This is a genomic window from Pseudomonas sp. GW-45 (genome assembly GCF_056896675.1).
This window is the reverse complement of the sequence record NZ_CM167674.1, coordinates 195310-219416: the sequence shown is the minus strand read 5'-3', so window position 1 is coordinate 219416 and position 24107 is coordinate 195310. Positions and strand designations below refer to the sequence as shown.

Below are 24107 nucleotides of genomic sequence, written 5' to 3'. Positions count from 1 at the left end.
CCCATCGAGAGATAGAGACAAAAAGCGCAATATTTGGTTCTAAAGCATCAGGTTTCCTTATGTTTCAGCTACAAAAAACCTCCCGGCGCCTGCGCGCGGGGAGGTTTTTAGCAGCCCGAGGGGCAGGCTAGAAGAATAATCTTTTCAGTTCATGCCCAGGGTCACCGGCACGCATGAAGGCCTCCCCCACCAAAAATCCGTACACATCATGGGCCAGCATCAACTCTACGTCGGTACGATGCAAAATACCGCTCTCAGTGATCAGCGTCTTACCCTTGGGAATTTGTGGCAGAAGCTCAAGAGTGGTGTCCAGCGTCACCTCAAAGGTATGCAGGTTACGATTATTGATACCTATCAACGGCGTATCCAATTTGAGGCCGCGCTCCAGTTCAGCTGCATCATGCACCTCAACCAATATATCCAGCCCTTGCTGCCGCGCGGTGGCGGCCAATTCGCTCATTTGCACATCATCCAGGCAAGACACAATCAGCAGAATACAGTCGGCGCCCAGAGCACGGGCTTCTACCACCTGATAGGGATCAACCATGAAATCCTTGCGGATAACCGGCAACGAGCAGGCATTGCGCGCCTGTTGTAGATACTCATCATGGCCCTGAAAGAAGTCCACATCGGTGAGCACTGACAGGCAAGCAGCACCACCCTCCTCGTAACTGAGCGCAATCGCAGCGGGATCAAAGTTTTCGCGCAGCACACCTTTGCTAGGGGAGGCCTTTTTAATTTCGGCGATGACCGCCGCCTTGCGGGCACTGGCTCGGCTCTGCAACGCAGCAGCAAACCCACGCGTGCTTGGTGCCGAAGCCGCCTGTTGTTCTAGTTCCTGCAGCGATACGCGCGCGCTGCGCTCGGCCACTTCTTCATGCTTGCGGGCGACAATGTTCTGCAAAATCGTCGGCACACTCATTGCGCGGCCTCCTCTCTAAACACCTCGGTAAAGGCGATCAGCTCGTTGAGCTTTTCCCGTGCCAACCCCGAATAAAGTGCATCGGAGGCCAGCTTGACACCTTCTTGCAAAGAGGTGGCGTGATCCGCCGCGTAGAGCGCTGCGCCGGCATTCAAGATAATAATATCTGCGGCTTTGTCACCTGCTTCGGTGGTGCGCTTGCCGAGCGCATCGCGAATCAGTGCCAGCGAAGCCAGCGGATCTTCAACAGTGAGACCAATCAGGCTACGGCTCTTGATGCCCAGCTCTTCGGGACTGACTTCATACTCACGCACTTCACCATCTTTCAGTTCGGCTATGTGGCTGGTGGAAGCCAGACTCAACTCATCCAACCCATCTTTAGAGTGCACTACCAGCACATGCTCGCTACCGAGACGCTTGAGCACTTCGGCAATCGGCCGGCAAAGGGTCTGGGTAAAAACGCCAATCACCTGATGCTTGACGCCAGCCGGGTTGGTCATCGGCCCCAGCATGTTGAAAATAGTGCGCAGCCCCAGCTCGCGACGGGGGTTAATCGCGTGCTTCATTGCCCCGTGATGAGCTGGTGCAAACATAAAACCAACACCCACGGTCTCGACACAACGCGCCACTTGCTCAGGCGTGAGATCCAGATTGACCCCCGCCGCTTCCAGCAGATCGGCACTGCCGCTCTTACCGGAAACCGCGCGATTTCCGTGTTTGGCAACTTTGCCACCCGCTGCAGCGACTACCAGCGCAGCGGCGGTGGAAACATTGAAAATGTTGGCGCCATCGCCGCCAGTACCGCAGGTATCTACCAGGCGCTCAGCATCAATGGTGACACCTGCTGCCAGCTCACGCATGACCATGGCGGCGCCAGTGATCTCATCGAGCGTTTCACTTTTCATCCGCAGGGCGACTAGAAAACCACCGATCTGTGCATCGGTACACTGACCCGTCATGATCTGGCGCATGACGTCCTGCATCTCTTCGGTACTCAGGTCGAGCTGATCAACTACCTTGCTGAGCGCTGTCTTGATGTCCATAAATGCTCCTATGCTCGCTGTCAGCCGCGCAGGCCGCCCTGCTGCTTGAGAAAGTTATCCAGTAGTTCGTGGCCCTGATCTGAAAGGATAGATTCGGGGTGGAACTGCACTCCCTCAATCATGAACTCACGATGGCGCACACCCATGATTTCATCCACGTTGCCCCCATCATCCTGCGTCCAAGCCGTCAGCTCCAGGCAATCAGGCAAGGTTTCGCGACTGATCACCAACGAATGATAGCGAGTTACCGTGAGTGGATTATTGAGGCCCGCGAAAACCCCCAGGCTTTGGTGGTAGACCGGGCTGGTCTTGCCATGCATGACCTGGCGAGCACGCACCACATCACCACCGAAGGCCTGACCAATACTCTGATGACCTAGGCAAATACCGAGAATCGGCAGTTTACCGGCAAAGTGTTTAAGCACCGCGACCGATACGCCTGCCTCATTCGGCGTGCAAGGGCCCGGCGATACCACGATGCGCTCTGGCGCCAGCGCTTCAATCTCGGCCAGCGTCAGCTCATCGTTGCGGATGACCTTCACTTCAGCACCCAGTTCGCCCAGATACTGCACCACGTTATAGGTAAAGGAGTCGTAGTTATCGATCATTAACAGCATGGTATTGCTCCTTTACCGGGCGGCTTGTTCGGCGAGTGCGATGGCGCGAAACATGGCGCGGCGCTTGTTGATGGTTTCTTCCCACTCCAGTGCTGGCACCGAGTCGGCAACAATCCCACCACCGGCCTGCACATGTAGCTCGCCGTTCTTGATTACCGCAGTGCGGATCGCAATCGCGGTATCCATATTGCCATTCCAAGCCCAGTAACCGACCGCGCCGCCGTATACGCCGCGCTTGACCGGCTCCAACTCATCAATGATTTCCATGGCGCGTATTTTTGGCGCGCCAGATAATGTACCGGCCGGTAAAATCGCGCGCAGAGCGTCCATCGCGTTCAACTCAGCTTTGAGCTCGCCCTGCACGTTAGAAACGATGTGCATCACGTTAGAGTAGCGCTCGATAACCATCTTTTCGGTCAGCTGCACCTTGCCAATTTCCGCCACGCGGCCCACATCGTTACGGCCCAGATCGATCAGCATCAAGTGTTCGGCAATCTCTTTGGCGTCCGACAGCAAGTCTTGCTCAAGCGCCAGATCTTCCTCTTCGGTCGCGCCGCGCGGGCGAGTACCGGCAATCGGGCGAACAGTCACCTCGCCCTCTTCCACCCGCACCAGCACTTCAGGCGAACTACCCACTACGTGGAAATCGCCAAAGTTGAAGAAGTACATATAAGGCGTGGGGTTCTGACTGCGCAGCGCACGATACAGATCAATAGGCTCAGCCTTGAAATCGATGCTCATACGCTGCGACGGCACAACCTGCATGCAATCACCGGCCAAAATATACTCTTTCACCGTGTCTACAGCGCGCTCGTAATCCTCGCGGGTGAAGCTCGCGCGATAGTCCATTTCCATGTCAACGGAGGCATTTAGATCGAGCAGCTTGCGCGGCTGCATCGGTTGGCGCAGCTGTTCCAGCAATTGATCAAGACGTGCATTGGTCTGCGCAAAGGCATCCGCCTGTGCAGGATCCGCCAGCACGATGGCGTGCAGCTTGCCGGCAAGGTTGTCGAACACCACAACCTCATCTGAGACCATCAACAAAATATCCGGGGTACCCAAGGTATCCGGGTTAACGCTATTGGCCAGACGTGGCTCGACATAACGCACGCAGTCATAGCCGAAATAACCAACCAGTCCGCCATTGAAACGTGGCAAGCCGGGGATTGAGGGCACCCGATAACGCGCCTTGAACTCTTCGACAAAGGCCAGCGGGTCAGCGCATTCATGACGCTCCTGCTCGACACCATCGGTCAACACGGTGGCGGTATGGCCATCCACCCGCAGCACGGTACGCGCTGGCAAGCCAATGATTGAGTAACGACCCCACTTTTCGCCGCCTTGCACCGACTCCAGCAGATAGGAGTAAGCACCATCGGCCAGTTTCAGGTAGGTAGACAGCGGGGTTTCAAGGTCGGCCAGTACTTCGCGCACTACGGGTACGCGGTTGTAGTCCTGGGCAGCCAGGCGAAGGAATTCGTCTTGAGTCATGATCAGCCTCATGGGCAAAAATTGTTGTCACACACAAACCAGGGGTGCCCGCGTATTACGCAGGCGAGCGCACATCAGACACGCCAACGCCAGCGGGCGAGCGCCTTGATAACTCTCATCAGTTTGCGGTTGCTGACAAACACGGCTGATCCATCTATCAGAAGGGATAACGCAGCAAGACTATATGAGCGCATCAAGTGAATCAACCAGCAAGTCAGGGTTTTCCGCTGCAATGGGCTCGCCGTGGTTGTAGCCATAACTGACCGCGACTACCGGCACACCAGCCGCTTTCGCCGCTCTTACATCACTGCGCGAGTCGCCCACAAAGAGTGCCTGAGCAGCGCTAACACCCGCTTGCTGCAACACCCAGAACAGCGCACCAGGATCAGGCTTTTGCGTGGGCAGCGTATCGCCGCCTACCAACCAGTCGAAGCTGTCGGCCAAGCCTTTATCCGCCAAGAGTTCGGGTAAAAAGCGCTCTGGCTTATTGGTGACTAGCGCCAGCTTAACGCCGCCTGCACGCAAGGCCGACAACAGTTCGGCGGCACCGGGATAAAGCCGCGTGCGGGAATGATCACCCGCGTAACAACGCAGGAAATCAGCAAGGCCAGACTCCGCCTCATGCTCATCCACACCAGCATGCTGCATACTGCCGGCTAGCGCACGGCGTACCAGTATCGCCGCGCCGTTGCCGACCCAGTCACGCACGCGCTCTATACATGCGGGGGGACGGCCACGCAGCGCCAGCATCTGGTCTACCGCTGCGGCCAGGTCTGGCACCGAGTCCATCAGGGTGCCATCCAGATCAAACATAACCACCTGCGGAAGGTCGCCACCGAACAGTTGCCGTAAAGCCTGCATCTCAGCGTGCGACCTGGGCCAACTCGCTGCGCATGCGATCAATCACTGCCTTGTAATCCGGGGCATTGAAAATCGCAGAACCGGCCACAAAGGTGTCGGCACCGGCCTCGGCAATCGAACGAATGTTATCCACATTGACGCCGCCGTCGATCTCCAGACGAATATCGCGGCCACTGGCATCAATCAGCGCGCGGGCCTCGCGTAACTTGTCGAGCGTGCCTGGAATAAACTTCTGCCCACCAAAACCGGGGTTAACGCTCATCAACAGCACCATGTCGACCTTGTCCATTACATACTTCAACGCATCCAGTGAAGTGGCTGGATTGAACACCAGGCCAGCTTTTGCGCCACCCTGTTTGATCAACTGCAGTGAGCGGTCAACATGCTCCGACGCTTCAGGATGAAAAGTAATGTAAGAGGCACCGGCCTCAAGAAAATCACCGATCAGGCGATCCACCGGCTTGACCATCAAATGCACATCTATGGGGGCTGTAATGCCGTATTTGCGTAGCGCCGAGCAAACCATGGGGCCGATGGTCAGATTTGGCACGTAATGGTTGTCCATCACATCGAAATGCACGATATCCGCACCGTCAGCCAATACTTTGTCGACTTCTGCGCCCAAACGCGCGAAATCAGCGGACAAGATGGAAGGGGCAATGGCGTAATCTGGCATAGCAAACCTCAGCTGCGGCAACGATAGGAAATGCCGGCCAGTTTACCCCAAGCGCGCTGCAGCTGCGCTGTTATACTCAAATCGACACCGTAAAAGGACTCCTCTGAATGCGCGCCACGCTGCTTTTATTCGCCCTGTTGCTGCCCTTCCACGCCCAGGCGCAAACGCCCGAAACCGAAGCTGACGCTGCCCCAGAAGCCGTCGAGCCGAACACCCGTGTAGATGCACCCACGCGCAGCGCCCTTTACGAGCAAGCACTAGAGCGCAAGTTACCGACCGAAGAGCAACGACAACTGGACTTTCATGGTGAATCGCAACTCGGCCTGTTTCTCCCAGCTGCACGCCCTGAGGCGCTCGGCGGCGTGTTGCTGATTGCCGGGCCGGGCGAGCACGCTGATTGGCCGGAGCTGATTGCGCCGGTAAGACGTCAATTAAGCGATGCAGGCTGGAATACACTATCGATCAGCTTGCCTGATTCATCGGGCGCATCAGACAGCCCGCCCAACCCTCCAGCCGAAGATAACCAAGCGGACACACCGGATGATGAGCTGAGTGAGGAAGAACAAGGGCTGCAAGCGGCAGACAACCAGCCGGACCAGCCACCCACACCAGAATTGAAACCAGCCAACAGCGATCCTGACTATGCCACCCGCGCCATGCAATTGATCCAAGCAGCTTGGCAAGTGCTTGCAGCAGAGGGCAATGAACACATCACCATCATCGCGCGCTCCGAAGCGGGTTACTGGGCCTTGCGTGCCGCCAGCCCGCCAGCCAGCGGCCAACCTCCGCAGGCGCTGATTTTATTCAAACCCAAAGACCCAGGCATTGAAGGGCAACCGAACATCAACTTGCTGCTGGAAAAGTGGGACAAGCCGTTGCTTGAGCTCTTCAATGCTGGCAGCCCACAAGGCGCCATTCAGGGCACAGAACATCAGCGTATTGCCCGGCGCACCGGCCACAACCTGTATCAACAATGGGATATCGACTACCTGCGGGACTCTATGCTCGCTGACGACATGCTACGTAAACGCTTACAGGGCTGGTTGGAGCGACGCTTGCTCAATCAAACGACTGAAGTCGGCGCCTCACCGAAACCCGCGATAACGCCTTAACGTTTCGTAAGCCTCTTGGATACGGTGAATTTGCTCTCCGGCACCGGATAGCTGCGACTCACCAGCCCCCCGAGCAATCAGCTTATCCGGGTGGTGCTTGCTCAGCTGCCGGCGATAGGCGCGCTTGATCTGCTCAGGACTATCATCCAGCTCAACCTTCAGCAGCGCTGCCGCTTGGTGCAAACGATCGTGACTGGCAACCGGCGGCCGCGCCGGGCTGCGCTGGCGTTGATGCTGCTGGTGTTTCTGATGCATGCGTTGCTGCTCGGCGTTGCCGACGCCCGCCTTGCTCGACCAAGCATCCAGTAGCACGCGTGCATCAGCGCTCAACTGCCCTGGCAACAAGGCCATCCGCCAACAGCAATCCAATAGCTCAGCAGCCCTGCCCGGCTCGCGGCGGCAAAATGTGCGCACTAACCGAGTCAACTCTGGCCCCGCGTTTTTACCGGCGTTGAAGTCGTGCATCGCGGCTAAACGCGCCGACTCATCCAACCGATATTGGTGCATCAAATCCCGCGCCAGCTGTAGATGCGCTGGCGTCACGCGACCATTGGCTCGCGCCAGCCGCCCCATGCACAAAAACAGCACATACTCGAAGCGTGTACTGCGCCCGCGTAACTCACCCAACTTACTCGACAAGTCACTCCAACGGCGCAACCGCCAATGCCTGTCCAGCGCATGCCCTAGCACTGCACCGAGCAGCGCACCTGGCACGCCCCCCGCCAGGCTTCCCACCACCGTGCCGAGTACCGTCACTGGCCAGAGCATAAGCTAACCCGCCGCCAGCCGGTCAGCGTCGGCAAGACGCTGCGGCGTACCCACATCAATCCAGTCTCCAGCAAAAAACTCGCCACTAACCAACCCTTGCTCCGCGGCCACGCGCAACAGCGGTGCCAGCTTGAACGCCGCAACCGGTTGCTCTGCCAGCAACGCGGGGTGCAGCACTGCAATACCGCTGTAGGTCAGGCCGGTCTCGCCCGGCGCGGGATTGCTGACCAGGCCGTCTTTCAGCATAAAGTCACCTTGTATGTGATGCGCAGGGTTGGCAATCAGCACCAGGTGCGCCAGCTTGCCTTGCGGCAACGTCAGCGCAGCGAAATCATAGCGGGACCAGATGTCGCCATTAACCAGAATGAAAGGTCCATCGCCCAGCAGCGGCAGCGCCTTACGAATCCCACCACCGGTCTCCAACGCTTCATCTTCTGCAGACCATTGAATCTGCACACCAAATTTGCTGCCATCTTCACAATATTGCTGTAACTGCTCACCAAGCCAGGCGTGATTAATAACCAGCTCGCGCACGCCCGCACACGCCAGCGCTTCGATATGCCACTGGATCAGTGGTTTACCCGCAACCGGCAGCAGGGGTTTAGGTATACGCAAGGTCAGCGGGCGCATCCGCTCGCCTTTTCCGGCTGCAAGAATCATTGCCTTCATGCCTGCAGACCCAAACTGTCGAGCAATTGCTGTAATGGCCGCAAACGACCATCTTCGGCGCAAGCATCGCGTAAATAGCCAATAAAACGCGGTGCATCCTGCAAGTAATGCGGCTTGCCATCGCGATGACAAATACGCGCAAAGATACCCAGAACCTTCAGATGGCGCTGCACGCCCATCAAACGCGCCTGATCGAGAAACAGATCCAGCGTCTGCGGCACCGGCACGCCAGCAGCATTCGCCTGCGTCCAATAGCGCGTGAGCCACGCCGTGCGCTCTGCTGGAGTCCAGCTAAAAAACGCATCGGCAAACAGCGAGGTGGCGTCATAGCTTGCAGGACCATAGAGTGCGTCCTGAAAATCCAACACACCCGGCTCGCCCTGGGCGGTCATTAAATTGCGCGGCATGTAGTCCCGATGTACGAAGACCTGCGCTTCACCCAAATTACTGTCCAACAACAGCATCTGCAGCTGCTGCCAGCAAGACTGCTGCTGCTCGGTAAACTCGCGGCCCAGCTCGCGCGCCACATACCAGTCTGGGAATAACGCGAGTTCGCGCTGCAGCACCGCCCCATCGTAGGGCGGCAGCACGCCAGGGCGGCTAGCCAGCTGCCAACGTATCAGTGCCTCGATCGCAGCGTTAAACATCTGTTCCAGCTGCTGCACAGTGACGCCAGCCTCAATACTCTGCAGATAAGTTCGACTGCCCATATCTTCCAGCAACAGAAAGCCTTGCCCCAAATCACTGGCCAGTATCCGCGGCACTCTCACGCCAGCGTCCTGTAACAAGCCGGCGATGCGCACAAAAGGCGCACTGTCTTCATGCTCGGGCGGCGCATCCATCACAATCAGGCTGCGTTCACCCGCCTGCCAACGAAAGTAGCGCCGAAAGCTTGCATCCGCACTAGCTGGAGCCAGCGTACCTTCGCACACAGCCCCCCAATTCATCTGAGCGAAGCCCTCTGCGAGCGCGCCAGGCAGCCATTTTTGCAATTGCGTGGTTCTTATATCCATTTTCGCTCTTTTCTCATCGCAGCCACCAGGTTGTGCCCAATAGCCACCTTAATTGCCGTCAACTATTCTTTATCGAGTCGCCCCGCCCCATTACCGTTCCTTAGACTGAGGTCTTTTTCCGAGGTTTCCTAGCTCTGGCGGCGCCCTATGCTTTATTATCCGGTATCTTGCTGGACAGACACAGCATGCAGATTGCTATCTCCTCGCACAAGGCGCGCGAGCACGCACCGACTGGAAGCCCGGATAATTACATAATGGCCTACCGAACTCCTCCGTTTCGCTCTTCGTTTCCCATGCTGCTCGCCAGCTCCTTGCTGCTTGCTCAGCCTATCAGTGCGGTTGCTGCCGAACAGGTACGGTGCAGCGCCAGCGGCACCAGCTGGAGCTGCGAACCCATGCAGCCGCGCGGCGAATTGCCGCCAAGACCGCCACAAACCACGCCTGCCCCCGCACCGGTCAGCAACGCACCCGTCGGCATCGCAGCGCCGGCAGTTACCGCAGCTGCCGTGACCGCACCCCGTGTTAATGAGTTCAGCCAACTCGACTGGGTGCCACGCGAACAACTGACTAGCGAACAGCAGGCGGCTATCGCGCCGTACTGCGGCGGCACCTACGTGGAGCCTGAGCGCAGCGGTCGTGATGACGAAACGCCCTTTGATCAGCTGCCGGTACAAGCTTCTGCTGACTCAAGTCGATTTGAACAAGGCAGCCAGACTGGCGTTTTGGAAGGCGACGTTCTACTACGCCAAGGCCGCCTGCAGGCCAGCGCTGATCAAGCAAGCTTTGATCAGACTAATAGTAGCGCGCAGCTAAAAGGCAATGTGCGATTGCGCGACCAAGGCGTTTTGGTACTGGGCGACCAAGCCAGCATGCGTATCGACAATGGCGAAACTCGCATCGACAACGTGCAGTATGTAGTGCACGAGGCAGGGGCCCGCGGCGACGCGGAAAAATTGCTGCGCCGTGATGACGCAGTAATTGTCATGACTAACGGTAGCTACACCACCTGCGAGCCGGGCCAAAACACTTGGTCGCTGCACAGCAAAGACATTGAGCTGGACCGTGAAAAGGGCTGGGGCGAAGCAAAACACGTAACCCTTAAGGTCAAAGACGTACCGGTCTTCTATACCCCTTACATCTATTTCCCCCTGGATGACCGTCGTCATACCGGTCTGCTGCCACCCTCGTTCAGCCACTCGACCGACAACGGCACCGAGATCGAGACGCCGTACTACATCAATATCGCCCCCGATTATGACGCCACTATTTACCCGCGATATATGTCTGAGCGCGGCATGCAGCTGGAAGGCGAATTCCGCTACCTTAAGCCAGACAATGCAGGCAGCGTTTCTGCTGCCTACCTGAACGACACAAAATACGATGAAAACCGCTGGCTGTATGGCTGGCAGCATCAAGGCGGCTTGAGTAGCCGCTGGAGCACTGAAGTCGACTACACCGACATCAGCGATCCTTTCTACTTTCAAGACCTGAACTCAGCGCTCGACGTACGCAGCGATACCTACGTTGATCAGCGCGCAGGCGTTACCTACCGTGGTGACGGCTGGCGCTTTAATGCGGCGGTACACGGCTACGAGCTAGCGACCATTACATCGCTGACTCCCTACGAGCGCTTGCCACAATTGCGCCTCGATGGAGCGGACTGGCTAGGTAACTCCGGCCTGCGCTTTGGCTACAAAGCCGAATACACGTATTTTGATCGTGATCTGGATAGCGGCTTCATCACCGGCCAAGACGGCATCCAGTTCGACAGCTTGGGCAATCCCATTTTGACGCCCGACGAAAACCTGGTTGGCCTACAGCGGGCTACTGGTCACCGCGTCAGCGTCAGCCCCAGTCTGAGCTATCCGTGGCGCAACAACTGGGCCTTTGTTACTCCCAGCGTGCGTACCCAGTCGACCTATTACGACCTTGATTTCGACTCCCAAACTGATGGCTTTGACTACGCTGGCGCTAACACCACGCCATCAAGCACCATTCCGGTCGCGAGCCTGGACGGCGGTCTGTACTTCGACCGCCAAACCAACTGGTTCGGTAACAGCCTGCGCCAGACGCTGGAGCCGCGAGCCTTCTATTTGTATGCACCGGATGAAGACCAAAACGATCAGCCGTTATTCGATACCAACGAAAACACCTTCAGCTATAACTCGCTATTCCGCGACGACCGCTTCAGCGGCAACGACCGTGTGGGCGACGCCAACCAGCTGTCGCTTGGTGTAACCAGTCGCGCGCTGGAAAATGATGGTAGCGAGCGAGCCCGTGGCAGCTTTGGCCAGGTGTTCTACTTTCGCGACCGCAACGTCCAGCTGCTAGAGCCGGACGGTACCGCGCCGGAAGCTGACACCTCTTCATCGTCAGCCTACGCGGGCGAGTTGATGTATAAAGTCAGCGATGCTTGGCGCCTGAATGCCGATGCGCTTTGGGATCCGGATGACAGTGCCAATGACGCCGGTAGCTTGATGGCTAACTACCAGCCCGAGCCGCGCAAGATACTCAATATGGGCTACCGCTACCGCAACAACATCAACACCTTCAACGCGTTGACCGGTAGCTTTGATCGCGACGCCGACCAGCGCATTGATCAGTCCGACATGTCGTTTATGTGGCCACTAGGCCCACAATGGAGCGTCATCGGCCGCTGGCAGCATGACTTCGCCGAAGATCGAACCCTTGAAGCATTCGGTGGTCTGGAATACGACAGCTGCTGTTGGAAGCTGCGCGTAGTCAACCGCTACTGGGTCGACTACAACGAGTTTGAATCGGTCGCTCAGGACGAAACCAATCGCGGTATCTTCCTGCAAATCGTCCTCAAGGGCCTTGGCAGCGTGACCGGCAACGACGTCGACAGTCTTCTCGACGATGGAATCCCAGGCTATAGAGAGCGTGAAAATAATGCATTGTAAGTTTATACCGGCCGTCTTCAGCCTGTGCGCTGCCATGCTGTTCGGCACTGCCGCTCAGGCCGAAGTTGTACCTCTGGACCGGGTTGCGGCCATCGTCGACAGCGACGTGGTCATGGTGAGTCAGGTAAAAGAGCGCATACAGGCAGTTCGTCAGCAGTTGCGCCAAAACGGCACAGAGCTGCCGCCCGAAGATCAGCTGCAATCACAAGTGGTTGATCGCCTGGTACTCGAAAGCATTCAGCTGCAAATGGGCGAACGCGCCGGTATCCGTATCGACGATGGCGCCCTGAATCAGGCCATGCAGCAAATCGCCGCTCGCAACAATGTCACCCTGGATCAATTCCGCGCCGCCCTCGAACGCGACGGCATTAGCTACAACCAGGCACGTGAACAAATTCGTCGCGAGATGATCATCAACCGAGTGCGTCAGCGCCGCGTACGCGACACCATTCAGGTTACTGATCAAGAAGTGCGCAACTTTCTCAGTTCAGAAGTCGGCAGATATCAGACCTCAGCGGACTTCCGCCTGGCCATGATTGTGTTGCCGCTGGCAGAAAGCGCGAGCCCGGCAGACGTCGAGAAAGCAGCCAAGGCTGCAGGCGACATTTACCAGCAACTGAACCAGGGCGCTGACTTCAACACCCTGGCCGCCAGCCGCTCTGCGGGCGACACAGCACTGGAAGGCGGTGAGTTAGGCTGGCGCAAGGCAGCACAACTGCCAGGCCCATTCGCCAACGCCGTCAGTCAGTTGGACATAGGTCAGATCACTCAACCAATGCGCTCGCCTGCGGGCTTCCACATTCTCAAGTTACTCGAGAAGCGCGGCGGTGAAGGTCAGCTGGTGCAGGAATTTAACGTCCGCCACATCCTGATCAAGCCCAGTGAAATACGCTCTGAAGGCGAAGCGGCTCAGCTGAGCCAGCGTTTGTATGATCGCATTGCGGCAGGTGAATCCTTCGCTGAACTGGCTAAATCCTATTCAGAAGATCCGGGCAGCGCGCTCAATGGTGGCGACCTGAACTGGGTTACCGCCGACGCACTGGCGCCAGAGTTCGCTGAGGTAATGACCAGCCTTCCGGAGAACCAGGTCTCGGTGCCATTCCAAAGCCAATACGGCTGGCACATTCTGGAAGTAACCGGCGAGCGTGAGGTCGACATGACCGATGAGATGCGCGAACAGCAAGCCAGGAACCTGATCCAGAGCCGCAAGTACGAAGAAGAACTGCAGTCCTGGCTGTTAAAAATTCGCGACGAAGCTTACGTCGAGACCAAGATCTAGTGAGCCAGCCCTGCCTCGCGATAACCGCCGGTGAGCCGGCGGGTATCGGTCCCGATCTCTGTATCCAGATAGCTCAGCAACCCAGCACTCTGCAACGCGTGGTGATCGCCGACCCCGAACTGCTGCGCAGTCGAGCTGCGTTGCTCGGGCTTCCAATAGAGCTGTCCATCTACGACCCTGACGCCATCGCAGTACCCCAGGCTGCCGGGCAGCTACACGTGCTGCCCGTACCTCTGGCAGCGCCCTGCCAAGCAGGCCAGCTGGACAGCCGCAACGCTGAGTACGTGCTCAACACCCTGCGCCTTGCGGGTGAGGGCTGCTTGTCTGGCAACTTTGCGGCAGTGGTTACCGCACCGGTACACAAAGGTATCATCAACGAAGCCGGCGTTCCCTTTTCCGGGCATACCGAATTCTTTGCCGAGCTGACCCATACCGAGCAGGTAGTGATGATGCTAGCTTGCCCCGGTCTGCGGGTCGCACTGGCCACCACACACCTGCCGTTGCGCGCCGTTGCAGACGCCATCACGGGTCCGTTGCTGGAGCGAGTTATCCGCATTCTGCACAGCGATCTGATCAGCAAATTCGGTATTGCCGCACCGCGTATTCTGGTCTGTGGCCTGAATCCACATGCCGGCGAAGATGGCCACCTTGGGCGCGAAGAACTGGACATCATCATTCCCGCTTTGAATGCCCTGCGCAGCCAAGGCATCAACCTTATCGGACCGTTGCCGGCGGACACCTTGTTTACAGCCAAGCACCTGGACCAGGCTGACGCGGTACTTGCCATGTATCACGACCAGGGCTTGCCAGTACTCAAACACAAGGGTTTTGGCCAGGCAGTGAATATCACCCTGGGCATGCCAATTATTCGCACCTCCGTCGATCACGGCACCGCGCTGGATCTGGCTGGCACCGGCAAAGCAGATGCCGGCAGCCTCTTGGTCGCGCTGACCACTGCCGCGCAAATGATCGACGCTCGGAGAGCACTATGAATCAGTTTCCGCAACATAAGGCGCGCAAGCGTTTTGGCCAAAACTTCCTGCACGATGCCGGCGTGATTGATCGCATCATCCGGGCCGTCGCGCCCCGTGAAGGCGACCATCTGGTCGAGATCGGTCCAGGGCAGGGCGCTATCACCTCCGGTCTACTGGCCAGCGGAGCGCAGCTGGACGTGGTTGAACTTGACCACGACTTGCACCCTATTTTGATGGGCCAATTCGGCTTTAATGAGCGCTTTAAACTGCACAAGGGTGACGCACTCAAGTTTGATTTCAGCCAACTGGCCACCGATGAGCGCAAGCTACGCGTCGTCGGCAACCTGCCCTACAATATTTCCACGCCGTTGATGTTTCATTTACTGGCGCAGTCTCACTGTGTTGGCGACATGCACTTCATGCTGCAGAAGGAAGTGGTGCAACGACTGGCCGCCACTGCGGGCATGAACCATTACGGCCGTCTGGGTATCATGGTGCAATACCACTGCACCGTAGAGCATCTGTTTGATGTCGGCTCAGGCGCTTTCAAACCCGCACCCAAAGTTGACTCTGCGATTGTGCGCTTAACGCCGCACGCCACCTTGCCACACCCGGCAGACGACGTGAAAATCCTTGAAAACCTGGTGCGTGAAGCTTTTAATCAGCGTCGAAAAACCCTGCGCAACACACTCAAGCCGCTGCTCACTGCTGAGCAGATCGAAGCCGAAGGGCTCGACCCAGGCATTCGCCCAGAACAAGTTGACCTGGGCGGGTTCGTGCGGCTGGCAAACCACTTGGCTCGACTGGAGGCATCCTCATCATGACCAAAGCCGACACCTACGCCATCGAAGTCAGCGTGCAAACACGCTATCTACGCGAGCAGTCCGACCCAAACGCTGAGCGCTTCGCCTTCGCTTACACCATCACGATTACCAACCAGGGCGTGTTACCTGCACAGTTGCTCAGTCGTCACTGGTTGATCACCGATGGCAACAGCAAAGTACAGGAAGTGCAGGGCCCTGGGGTGGTCGGCGAGCAGCCAACCATAGCGCCCGGCGCCAGCCATACCTACACCAGCGGCTGCCTGTTGGACACGCCAGTGGGCACCATGGAAGGCAGTTATGACATGCGCGCCAGCGACGGCCATCAGTTTGTTGCCGAGATAGATCGCTTTCGGCTGGCCAAACCCAACGCATTAAACTGAATCGAGTAAATAGATACCGGTATGACGATTTACGCTGTTGGCGACATTCAAGGCTGTCTCAAGCCACTCAAATGCCTGCTGGCCGAAGTCGACTTCAACCCGTCCAGAGACGTGCTCTGGTCTGTGGGCGACATGGTTAACCGCGGGCCCGAGTCGCTCGAAACCTTGCGCTATCTGAACAGTCTGGATAACGCTTGCGTCGCGGTGCTTGGAAACCACGACCTGCATCTGCTGGCAGCGGCCTACGACAGTAAGCGGCTACGCAAGTCCGATACGTTGAAGACCCTACTGAAAGCGGATGATCGCAAAAAGCTGATTGACAGCCTGCGCCAGCGCCCGCTCGCACACCACGATGCAGCTCGCGGCTATGTTATGAGCCACGCGGGCATCCCGCCGATATGGAGCATCAAGCAGGCCCTGGAACTGGCATCAGAGGTTCAGAACGTCCTGCAATCCGACAAACGCCTACCGGGCTTTCTTGATGAAATGTACGGTAATGAGCCGTCGCGCTGGAAGGACAGTCTCAAGGGTATGCCGCGGTTGCGTGCCATCACCAACTACCTGACCCGCATGCGCTTCTGCAAGCCCGATGGCACCTTGGACCTGAAGTCCAAAGAAGGTCTGGAAACCACACCCAAGGGCTATGCGCCCTGGTTCCGCTACCCGCGCAAAGATCCTGCAGTCCAGGTAGTCTTTGGCCATTGGGCGGCACTGGAAGGCCGTACCGGCACGCAAGGTGTGCACGCGTTGGACACCGGTTGTGTCTGGGGCGGACGCATGACACTGATGAATCTCGACAGCCAGGAACTGCATCATTGCAACTGTTCTAGCTAACCTATTGCGGAGCCTTCACTATGAGCGATTTTCAACGTATTGACCCGAGCATGGCTAGCAGCCTGCTGCAGGACGGCGCAGCACTGGCAGATATCCGCGACCCGCAAAGCTATTCGCAGGGCCACATACCGGGCGCTGTGCGGCTAGACAACGACAACCTAGGCCAATTTGTCGCTGCCGCTGACAAGCAGACCCCTCTGGTCGTCTGCTGTTATCACGGCAACTCCAGCCAGCCTGCTGCCGCCTATCTGGCTAGCCAGGGCTTTACTGCAGTGTATAGCCTGGACGGCGGCTTTGAACTGTGGCGCCAACAGTATCCGGACCAGGTCAGCCACGACTGAACAGTCGGTTACGAAAAAAACTCGGTTTTCTCCTTTCCCTGCGCCGCGATATGCATCTATCCTGATTTCAGGAGATTCATAAAGAGCAAGTCGGTCTGCTGGCTTCCGATAACAACGGGAGCCTGCCGGATCCGTCGTCCGGCCAGCCATTCTGGTCGCCCGGTGCCTCCGACAGACTCCCCGACCATGCCCGTCTTTGCGTTTTGGGGGAATCACGCATCAGGATATGCCGTCGCCCGGTAAAGCGCGTCAGGCGGGCTGTTGCCCGGAAGTTTCAGACCTCATCCCTGGTAACAGCGAGGTCGTGTCATGAGCATATTCAGTCATTTCCAGAACCGCTTCGAAGCCACCCGACAAGAAGATTACAGCCTTCAGGAATACCTGGAGCTCTGCAAAACCGACCCCACAACCTACGCCTCTGCCGCCGAACGCTTGTTGATGGCAATCGGCAAACCCGAACTGGTCGACACCTCACTCGACCAGCGCTACTCACGTATCTTTTCCAACAAAGTGATCAAGCGCTACCCCGCCTTTGCCGATTTTCACGGCATGGAAGACGCCATCGAGCACATCGTTTCCTTCTTCCGGCACGCCGCGCAGGGGCTGGAGGAACGTAAGCAGATTCTCTATCTGCTGGGCCCGGTCGGCGGCGGCAAGTCCTCCTTGGCAGAAAAACTGAAGTCGCTGATCCAGCAAGTGCCCTTCTATGCCATCAAGGGCTCACCGGTATTTGAATCACCGCTCGGGCTTTTCAATGCCGAGGAAGATGGCGACATTCTGGAAGAAGACTTCGGCATTTCGCGCCGCTACCTCAACAGCATCATCTCGCCTTGGGCGGTTAAGCGTCTGCACGAGTTCAATGGTGATATCTCACAGTTCCGCGTAGTCAAACTCTACCCCTCAATACTGCAACAGATCGCTGTGGCCAAGACTGAGCCCGGTGACGAGAACAACCAAGACATCTCATCCCTGGTCGGCAAAGTCGACATTCGCAAGCTGGAAGAATTTCCGCAAAACGACCCGGACGCCTACAGCTACTCTGGCGGCCTATGCCGCGCCAACCAGGGCTTACTGGAGTTTGTCGAGATGTTCAAAGCCCCTATCAAGGTACTGCATCCGCTGTTGACCGCCACCCAAGAGGGTAACTACAACAGCACCGAGGGCATGGGCGCTATTCCGTTCAGCGGAGTGATACTGGCGCACTCCAACGAATCTGAGTGGCACAGCTTCCGCAACAACAAAAACAACGAGGCTTTCATCGACCGCATCTACATCGTCAAGGTGCCCTATTGCCTGCGAGTCAGCGATGAAATCCAGATTTACGCAAAACTACTCAGCAACAGCTCATTAGCTAACGCCCATTGCGCACCGGATACGCTAAAAATGCTGGCGCAATTCACCACCCTCTCGCGCCTCAAGGAGCCGGAAAACTCCAACGTCTATTCCAAGATGCGCATCTACGATGGTGAAAACCTCAAGGATACCGACCCCAAAGCCAAATCGATTCAGGAGTACCGTGATTCGGCCGGTGTAGATGAGGGTATGAACGGCCTGTCCACGCGCTTCGCCTTCAAAATCCTCTCCAAAGTATTCAACTTCGACACAACCGAGATAGCCGCAAATCCGGTACATCTGCTTTATGTACTAGAGCAACAGATCGAGCAGGAACAGTTCCCCAACGAGATTGGTGAGCGTTACCTGCGTTTTCTCAAGGAATATCTGGCACCCCGCTACGTCGAGTTCATCGGCAAGGAAATCCAGACGGCCTACCTTGAGTCCTACAGCGAGTACGGTCAGAACATCTTTGATCGCTACGTACTCTACGCCGACTTCTGGATTCAGGATCAGGAATACCGTGACCCAGAAACCGGCGAGATTCTCAATCGCGTCTCGCTTAACGAAGAGCTTGAGAAAATCGAGAAGCCGGCTGGGATCAGCAACCCCAAGGATTTTCGTAACGAGATCGTCAACTTCGTGCTGCGCGCACGGGCGCAGAATAACGGCAAAAATCCCAGCTGGCTGTCATACGAGAAATTGCGGGTAGTGATTGAGAAGAAGATGTTCTCCAACACCGAAGACCTGTTGCCGGTGATCAGCTTCAACGCCAAGGCCTCCAACGAGGACCAGAAGAAACACAACGACTTCGTCACCCGCATGGTCGAACGCGGCTATACCGAAAAGCAGGTGCGGCTCTTATCGGAATGGTATCTGCGCGTTCGCAAAGCGCAGTAACGGCAATTCTGTTACTGCGCTTTGCCCGGCTGCCAGCTTCAAGGGGCCAGTAGAGCGGCGCCGCTGGAGCAGGCAGAAGTTTGGACTGAGCACGGCCAGCTGCCAGCTTATCGCTTGCGGCTGGCCCCGGAGGGGCCATGAGTTATGTAATTGACCGACGTCTTAACGGCAAAAACAAGAGCACCGTAAACCGCCAGCGGTTTCTACGGCGCTACAAGTCACACATCAAAAGGGCCGTGGAGGACGCCGTCGGGCGCCGCTCGATTACCGACATTGAGCATGGCGAAAACATCAGCATTCCCGGCCGCGACATTGATGAACCCACGTTTCACCATGGTCAGGGGGGGCGCCAGACTCAAGTGCATCCCGGCAATAAGGAGTTTTCCCCGGGCGACCGCTTCGCACGCCCCCAGGGAGGTGGGGGTGGCACCGGCGGCAATCAGGCTGGTGACAACGGCGAAGGCATGGATGAGTTTGTGTTTCAGATCACCCAGGACGAGTTCCTCGACTTCATGTTTGAAGACCTCGCCCTGCCCAACCTGATCAAACGCCAACTGACCGGCACAGACACCTTTAAACCGGTGCGCGCCGGCATTAGCCAGCAAGGCAATCCCTCGCGCATCAATATCGTGCGCTCAATGCGCGCCGCCCATGCACGCCGCATCGCTCTCAGCGGCGGCAGCCGCAAACGACTGCGCGCCGCCCTCGCAGAACTGGAAGTACTGCGTCAAACCAGTCCAGACGACCTGATAGCCATCCAAGCACTGCAAGAGGAAATTTCGGCGCTGCGCGTACGGGTTGAACGTATTCCTTTTCTGGATACCTTTGATCTGCGCTACAACCTGGTAGTCAAACAACCCAACCCCTCATCCAAGGCTGTGATGTTCTGTCTGATGGATGTATCCGGCTCCATGACTCAGGCCACCAAGGATTTGGCCAAGCGCTTCTATATCTTGCTCTACCTGTTTTTGCGACGGAATTACGAGCGCATCGAGGTGGTGTTTATCCGCCACCACACCAGCGCCAAAGAAGTTGAAGAGGAAGAGTTCTTCTATTCACGCGAGACCGGCGGCACCATTGTCTCCAGCGCCCTGCGTCTCATACAGGAAATTATCGAGGATCGCTACCCGGTCAACGAATGGAATCTCTACTGCGCCCAAGCCTCGGATGGCGACAACTGGAATGACGACTCGCCCATCTGCCGCGATCTCCTAATCAACAAGATCATGCCGGCCATGCAGTACTACTGCTATGTGGAAATCACTCCGCGCGAACATCAGACGCTCTGGCAGGAATACCAGGCGGTGGCCGAGCACTTTGGCGACAGCTTTGCACAGCAGCAGATCACCGACGCCGGCGACATCTACCCGGTTTTTCGCCAGTTGTTTCAGAAGAGGATGGCAACATGACTCGAAACCCCATTTCCACCGGCTCGGAATGGACCTTCGAGTTAATCCGCGAATACGACCGGGAGATAGGCCGCATCGCCCACGACATTTACGGGCTGGACACTTACCCCAATCAGATCGAAGTGATCACCGCCGAACAAATGATGGACGCCTACGCCTCGGTTGGCATGCCGCTGGGCTATCACCACTGGTCCTACGGCAAACATTTTCTGGCCACCGAAAAAGGCTACAAGCGCGGTCAGATGGGGCTCGCTTATGAGATAGTGATCAACTCGGACCCTTGCATTGCCTATCTCATGGAAGAGAACACCATGACCATGCAGGCACTGGTCATCGCCCATGCCTGCTATGGCCACAACTCGTTTTTCAAGGGTAACTACCTATTCCGCAGCTGGACCGACGCCAGCGCTATCATCGACTACTTGGTCTTCGCCCGGCAGTACATCACCGAGTGTGAGGAGCGCTACGGCATCGATGCCGTGGAGGACTTGCTGGATTCCTGCCACGCGTTGATGAATTACGGCGTTGATCGCTACAAACGCCCCTACCCGATCTCTGCCGCCGAGGAGCGGCAGCGCCAACAGGAACGCGAAGAACACCTGCAGCGCCAGGTAAATGAACTCTGGAAGACCATCCCTCTGGGCCACGGCGCGCCAGAGGACGACGAGCCCAGCCTGCGCTTTCCCTCCGAACCGCAGGAAAACCTGCTGTACTTCATCGAAAAGAACGCGCCGCTGCTGGAGCCTTGGCAGCGGGAAGTCGTGCGTATCGTCCGTAAAATTGCCCAGTACTTTTATCCGCAGCGTCAGACCCAGGTAATGAACGAGGGTTGGGCGACCTTCTGGCACTACACCCTGCTCAACCATTTGTACGACGAAGGCAAAGTCACCGACGGCTTCATCATGGAGTTTTTGCAGTCGCATACGAGTGTCATTCACCAACCAGCGTTCGACAGCAATTGGTACAGCGGCATCAATCCCTACGCCTTGGGCTTCGCCATGATGCAGGACATTCGCCGCATCTGCGAAAAACCCACTGAGGAGGATCGCCACTGGTTCCCCGACATTGCCGGCAGTGATTGGCTAGAAACCATCAAGTTCGCTATGCGCACCTTCAAGGACGAAAGCTTCATCCTGCAATATCTGTCGCCAAAGGTAATCCGCGATTTCAAATTATTCGCCATCGTCGACGATGAAACTGACGATCACCTGGAAGTGACGGCTATCCACAACGAAAACGGTTACCGCGCGGTGCGCGAGCTGCTCGCCGCGCAATACAACCTCGGCAACCGCGAACCCAATATTCAGGTCTGGTCGGTTGATCGCCGAGGGGACCGCTCAATTACCCTTAGGCATCAGCGTCACGAAGGCAAACCGCTGGGCAAGTCGACCGATGAGATGCTCAAACATCTGCATCGACTTTGGGGTTTCGACATTCACCTGGAGAGCCGCGACAACAATCGGCTAGTTGCCGAGGCGCACATCCCCCCGCGCCCGCAACCCGAGGAGGAGCGGCTACCGCGTTTTGATCTGAATATTCCGCCGATTTGAATAAACACTTGAAGCCACCGCGCCAAGGCGGGAAGCTTGCGCACTGATATTCCGCAAGAAGCGCAGGGCATGACAGAGAACACAATAACCTATCTGGTCGGCGGTGCCGTCCGCGATCAACTGCTAGGCCGCCCGGTCACCGAGCGAGACTGGGTAGTGGTTGGCAGCACCCCGGAGGCCATGCTCGCGCAGGGCTTTCAGCCGGTCGGGCAAGACTTCCCCGTGTTCATCAAGCCGCAAACGGGGGAGGAATACGCTCTTGCGCGTACCGAGCGCAAAAGCGGCAAGGGCTACGGCGGCTTCACCTTCCACACCAGCCCGGATGTCACTCTGGAAGACGACCTGATTCGCCGCGACCTGACCGTGAACGCCATGGCGCAAGCGCCGGACGGCAGCATCATTGATCCTTACGGCGGGCGGAAGGATCTGGAGAAACGCCTGCTGCGCCACGTTTCCCCGGCGTTCGCCGAAGACCCACTGCGCGTGCTGCGGGTAGCCCGCTTTGCCGCGCGTTACGCGCATCTGGGTTTTCAGGTTGCACCGGAAACCATGGCGTTGATGCGGCAACTGTCGGAATCCGGCGAGCTTCAAGCGCTCAACCCCGAGCGCAGTTGGAAGGAGATCAGCCGCGCGTTGATGGAACCCAATCCTGACGTATTCATTCGCGTTCTGCGTGAGTGCGGCGCCTTAGTCGAACTCTTGCCCGAAATCGACGCCTTGTTTGGCGTTCCGCAGCCAGAAGCCCATCATCCGGAAATCGATACCGGAGAGCATATCCTGCAAGTGCTGCAGATCGCCGCACGCGATCAGTTCCCGCTCACGGCCCGCTGGGCCTGCCTGCTGCACGACCTGGGCAAAGGACTAACGCCAGAAGCCGAGTGGCCGAAACATCACGGCCATGAGCAGAAGGGGCTTAAAACAGTAAAAGCGGTTAATCAACGCTGCAAGGCACCAAAAGACTGCCAGGAACTGGCGCTGCTGTGCTGCGAATACCACACGCATTGCCACCGCGCCCTGGAGCTGCGGCCACAGACGCTGATCAAGCTATTCAAGGCGCTGGATATCTATCGCCGTGCTGAGCGCTTTGAAACCTTTTTGGCGGTATGCCGTGCCGATGCGCAAGGTCGCACCGGACGCGAGCAAAGTGATTACCCGCAAGCTGATTACCTGCGCGGCGCTGCCGATGCCGCACGCAACGTCAGTATTCAGCCACTGCTGGACAAAGGACTACAGGGAGCAGATCTGGGCAAAGCGTTGGAGCTCAGCCGGCAGCAGGCTATCGCCGATTACAAAGCCGCGCTGGGTTGACTGGCCTGCAATAGCGAATCTGGCGTCAGATCTTGATCTTGCCACGTCAGAGCCACCGGCCAGAGCTGCTGCGCACCCTGCCATGCAGCCCAATGTTGCGCGTAACTCTGTTCACTGCCAGGCAATCGCACTTCGGGCGCCAACAACGCTAGCGGCCACAGCACAAACGCGTTGCGCAGCACTTCGGGGCGCGGCAATAGCAAACCGGCGTGCATGCCGGTCAAATCCCCGTAGGTCAGAATATCGATATCCAGTGTAATGCGGCCCGGCACCTTAGCCTCACGCCGCCCACAGGCAGCCTCAACCGCTTTAAGCGCAGCGTTCAGGTCGACCAACGACAACGTGGTATCAAAGGCAGCGGCCATGTTGTAAAAGCGCTTGCCGAGCATCCCCACAGCATCACTCTCAAAAACCGGTGATAACTGCAAATTACAGCCCAGCTGCTGCAGCGCATCCAGCCCGCGCTGCAGGTGGTAGTCCCGTGCGGCATTGCTGCCTAGGCCGAGATAAACGCGGTTCACGACGGTAACACCCCGCGCTCAATTAGCACGCCCACGCCGCCCGTCGCTTGCTTCACCGCAGCGGGTTTGGAGACTCGCAGGCGCAACCATGGGATATCAAATTCTTTGCGCAACAGCGCGGCCAGCTGTTCGGCGAGCGTCTCAACCAGCAAAAACTCGCTGGCCTCTACAAAAGTCGTGATGTACTCGCTGATCGCGGCGTAGTTCAGGGTGGCAGACAGGTCTTCATTCGCGGCGGCTGGGCGAATATCCCAAGCCATATCCAGATCAAAGATCAGCGGTTGACGAATGGTGCGCTCCCAATCGTATACCCCGATCACAGCGTCCGTTGTTAACCCCTTGATAAAAACCTGATCCACGCA

At 57.4% G+C, this 24107-nt stretch carries 23 protein-coding genes; 12 read left to right on the top strand and 11 right to left on the bottom strand.

Annotated features, from left to right (window positions below; all coding sequences use genetic code 11):
• Window positions 1-127: 127 nt before the first annotated feature.
• From trpC to rpe, 6 genes are all read right to left on the bottom strand, one after another.
• Entirely contained in the window at window positions 128-922 is a 795-nt protein-coding gene (trpC, locus tag AC1XYH_RS00930; protein WP_483324805.1) for an indole-3-glycerol phosphate synthase TrpC, read from the bottom strand.
• Window positions 919-1965: an anthranilate phosphoribosyltransferase gene (gene trpD / locus AC1XYH_RS00925; protein WP_483324804.1), complete on the bottom strand. Its 1047-nt coding sequence runs from the start codon at window positions 1963-1965 to the stop codon at window positions 919-921. The genes trpC and trpD overlap by 4 nt, the downstream gene beginning before the upstream one ends.
• Window positions 1966-1985: 20 nt before the next feature.
• A complete protein-coding gene (locus tag AC1XYH_RS00920) occupies window positions 1986-2582 on the bottom strand; it encodes an aminodeoxychorismate synthase component II (protein ID WP_483324803.1) in 597 nt (198 codons plus the stop codon).
• A 12-nt stretch (window positions 2583-2594) separates the two neighbouring features.
• Window positions 2595-4073, bottom strand: a complete 1479-nt coding sequence (gene trpE, locus AC1XYH_RS00915) for an anthranilate synthase component I (RefSeq protein ID WP_483324802.1) — start codon at window positions 4071-4073, stop codon at window positions 2595-2597.
• A gap of 180 nt (window positions 4074-4253) precedes the next feature.
• The gene (locus AC1XYH_RS00910) at window positions 4254-4934 is read right to left on the bottom strand and encodes a phosphoglycolate phosphatase (protein WP_483324801.1); all 681 of its coding nucleotides are present in this window, start codon (window positions 4932-4934) and stop codon (window positions 4254-4256) included.
• 1 nt (window position 4935) lies between these two features.
• Window positions 4936-5610 carry a ribulose-phosphate 3-epimerase gene (gene rpe, locus AC1XYH_RS00905; protein ID WP_483324800.1) on the bottom strand — a complete coding sequence of 225 codons (675 nt, stop codon included), beginning with the start codon at window positions 5608-5610 and terminating at the stop codon, window positions 4936-4938.
• 107 nt (window positions 5611-5717) lie between these two features.
• On the opposite strand from rpe, the gene AC1XYH_RS00900 reads away from it, so the two are divergent.
• Window positions 5718-6722, top strand: a complete 1005-nt coding sequence (locus AC1XYH_RS00900) for a DUF3530 family protein (protein ID WP_483324799.1) — start codon at window positions 5718-5720, stop codon at window positions 6720-6722.
• On the opposite strand, the gene djlA is transcribed toward AC1XYH_RS00900, so the two are convergent.
• From djlA to AC1XYH_RS00885, 3 genes are read right to left on the bottom strand one after another with little or no spacing between them, the layout of a single operon-like run.
• Complete coding sequence (gene djlA, locus AC1XYH_RS00895; protein WP_483324798.1) at window positions 6696-7490, bottom strand: co-chaperone DjlA; 795 nt, start codon at window positions 7488-7490, stop codon at window positions 6696-6698. The two genes, AC1XYH_RS00900 and djlA, sit on opposite strands and share 27 nt — an antisense overlap.
• A 3-nt stretch (window positions 7491-7493) precedes the next feature.
• On the bottom strand, window positions 7494-8159 hold the full coding sequence (gene murU, locus AC1XYH_RS00890; protein ID WP_483324797.1) for an N-acetylmuramate alpha-1-phosphate uridylyltransferase MurU: 666 nt from the start codon (window positions 8157-8159) through the stop codon (window positions 7494-7496).
• The gene (locus AC1XYH_RS00885) at window positions 8156-9172 is read right to left on the bottom strand and encodes an aminoglycoside phosphotransferase family protein (RefSeq protein ID WP_483324796.1); all 1017 of its coding nucleotides are present in this window, start codon (window positions 9170-9172) and stop codon (window positions 8156-8158) included. Before AC1XYH_RS00885 ends, murU begins: the two co-directional genes overlap by 4 nt.
• Window positions 9173-9357: 185 nt before the next feature.
• On the opposite strand from AC1XYH_RS00885, the gene AC1XYH_RS00880 reads away from it, so the two are divergent.
• The 11 genes from AC1XYH_RS00880 (at window position 9358) to AC1XYH_RS00830 (ending at window position 23224) form a co-directional block, all read left to right on the top strand.
• A complete protein-coding gene (locus AC1XYH_RS00880) occupies window positions 9358-12093 on the top strand; it encodes an LPS-assembly protein LptD (RefSeq protein ID WP_483324795.1) in 2736 nt (911 codons plus the stop codon).
• Window positions 12083-13372, top strand: coding sequence for a peptidylprolyl isomerase (locus AC1XYH_RS00875; RefSeq protein WP_483324794.1), 1290 nt, complete (start codon window positions 12083-12085; stop codon window positions 13370-13372). The genes AC1XYH_RS00880 and AC1XYH_RS00875 overlap by 11 nt, the downstream gene beginning before the upstream one ends.
• Window positions 13372-14364: a 4-hydroxythreonine-4-phosphate dehydrogenase PdxA gene (pdxA, locus tag AC1XYH_RS00870; RefSeq protein WP_483324793.1), complete on the top strand. Its 993-nt coding sequence runs from the start codon at window positions 13372-13374 to the stop codon at window positions 14362-14364. Before AC1XYH_RS00875 ends, pdxA begins: the two co-directional genes overlap by 1 nt.
• Complete coding sequence (rsmA, locus tag AC1XYH_RS00865; RefSeq protein WP_483324792.1) at window positions 14361-15170, top strand: 16S rRNA (adenine(1518)-N(6)/adenine(1519)-N(6))-dimethyltransferase RsmA; 810 nt, start codon at window positions 14361-14363, stop codon at window positions 15168-15170. The genes pdxA and rsmA overlap by 4 nt, the downstream gene beginning before the upstream one ends.
• On the top strand, window positions 15167-15550 hold the full coding sequence (gene apaG / locus AC1XYH_RS00860; RefSeq protein WP_483324791.1) for a Co2+/Mg2+ efflux protein ApaG: 384 nt from the start codon (window positions 15167-15169) through the stop codon (window positions 15548-15550). Before rsmA ends, apaG begins: the two co-directional genes overlap by 4 nt.
• A gap of 21 nt (window positions 15551-15571) precedes the next feature.
• Window positions 15572-16384 (top strand): symmetrical bis(5'-nucleosyl)-tetraphosphatase, encoded by an 813-nt coding sequence (locus AC1XYH_RS00855; protein WP_483324790.1) that lies wholly within the window; start codon window positions 15572-15574, stop codon window positions 16382-16384.
• A 20-nt stretch (window positions 16385-16404) separates the two neighbouring features.
• On the top strand, window positions 16405-16725 hold the full coding sequence (glpE, locus tag AC1XYH_RS00850) for a thiosulfate sulfurtransferase GlpE (RefSeq protein ID WP_483324789.1): 321 nt from the start codon (window positions 16405-16407) through the stop codon (window positions 16723-16725).
• Window positions 16726-17034: 309 nt separating this feature from the next.
• Window positions 17035-18957 carry a PrkA family serine protein kinase gene (locus tag AC1XYH_RS00845; RefSeq protein WP_483324788.1) on the top strand — a complete coding sequence of 641 codons (1923 nt, stop codon included), beginning with the start codon at window positions 17035-17037 and terminating at the stop codon, window positions 18955-18957.
• 137 nt (window positions 18958-19094) lie between these two features.
• A complete protein-coding gene (locus tag AC1XYH_RS00840; protein WP_483324787.1) occupies window positions 19095-20366 on the top strand; it encodes a YeaH/YhbH family protein in 1272 nt (423 codons plus the stop codon).
• The gene (locus AC1XYH_RS00835) at window positions 20363-21916 is read left to right on the top strand and encodes a SpoVR family protein (RefSeq protein ID WP_483324786.1); all 1554 of its coding nucleotides are present in this window, start codon (window positions 20363-20365) and stop codon (window positions 21914-21916) included. The genes AC1XYH_RS00840 and AC1XYH_RS00835 overlap by 4 nt, the downstream gene beginning before the upstream one ends.
• 69 nt (window positions 21917-21985) lie before the next feature.
• Entirely contained in the window at window positions 21986-23224 is a 1239-nt protein-coding gene (locus AC1XYH_RS00830; RefSeq protein ID WP_483326430.1) for a multifunctional CCA addition/repair protein, read from the top strand.
• Here the strand turns inward: AC1XYH_RS00830 and folK are convergent.
• Window positions 23203-23745 (bottom strand): 2-amino-4-hydroxy-6-hydroxymethyldihydropteridine diphosphokinase, encoded by a 543-nt coding sequence (gene folK / locus AC1XYH_RS00825; protein ID WP_483324785.1) that lies wholly within the window; start codon window positions 23743-23745, stop codon window positions 23203-23205. The two genes, AC1XYH_RS00830 and folK, sit on opposite strands and share 22 nt — an antisense overlap.
• Window positions 23742-24104: a dihydroneopterin aldolase gene (gene folB, locus AC1XYH_RS00820; RefSeq protein WP_483324784.1), complete on the bottom strand. Its 363-nt coding sequence runs from the start codon at window positions 24102-24104 to the stop codon at window positions 23742-23744. The genes folK and folB overlap by 4 nt, the downstream gene beginning before the upstream one ends.
• Between the last annotated feature and the right edge of the window lie 3 nt (window positions 24105-24107).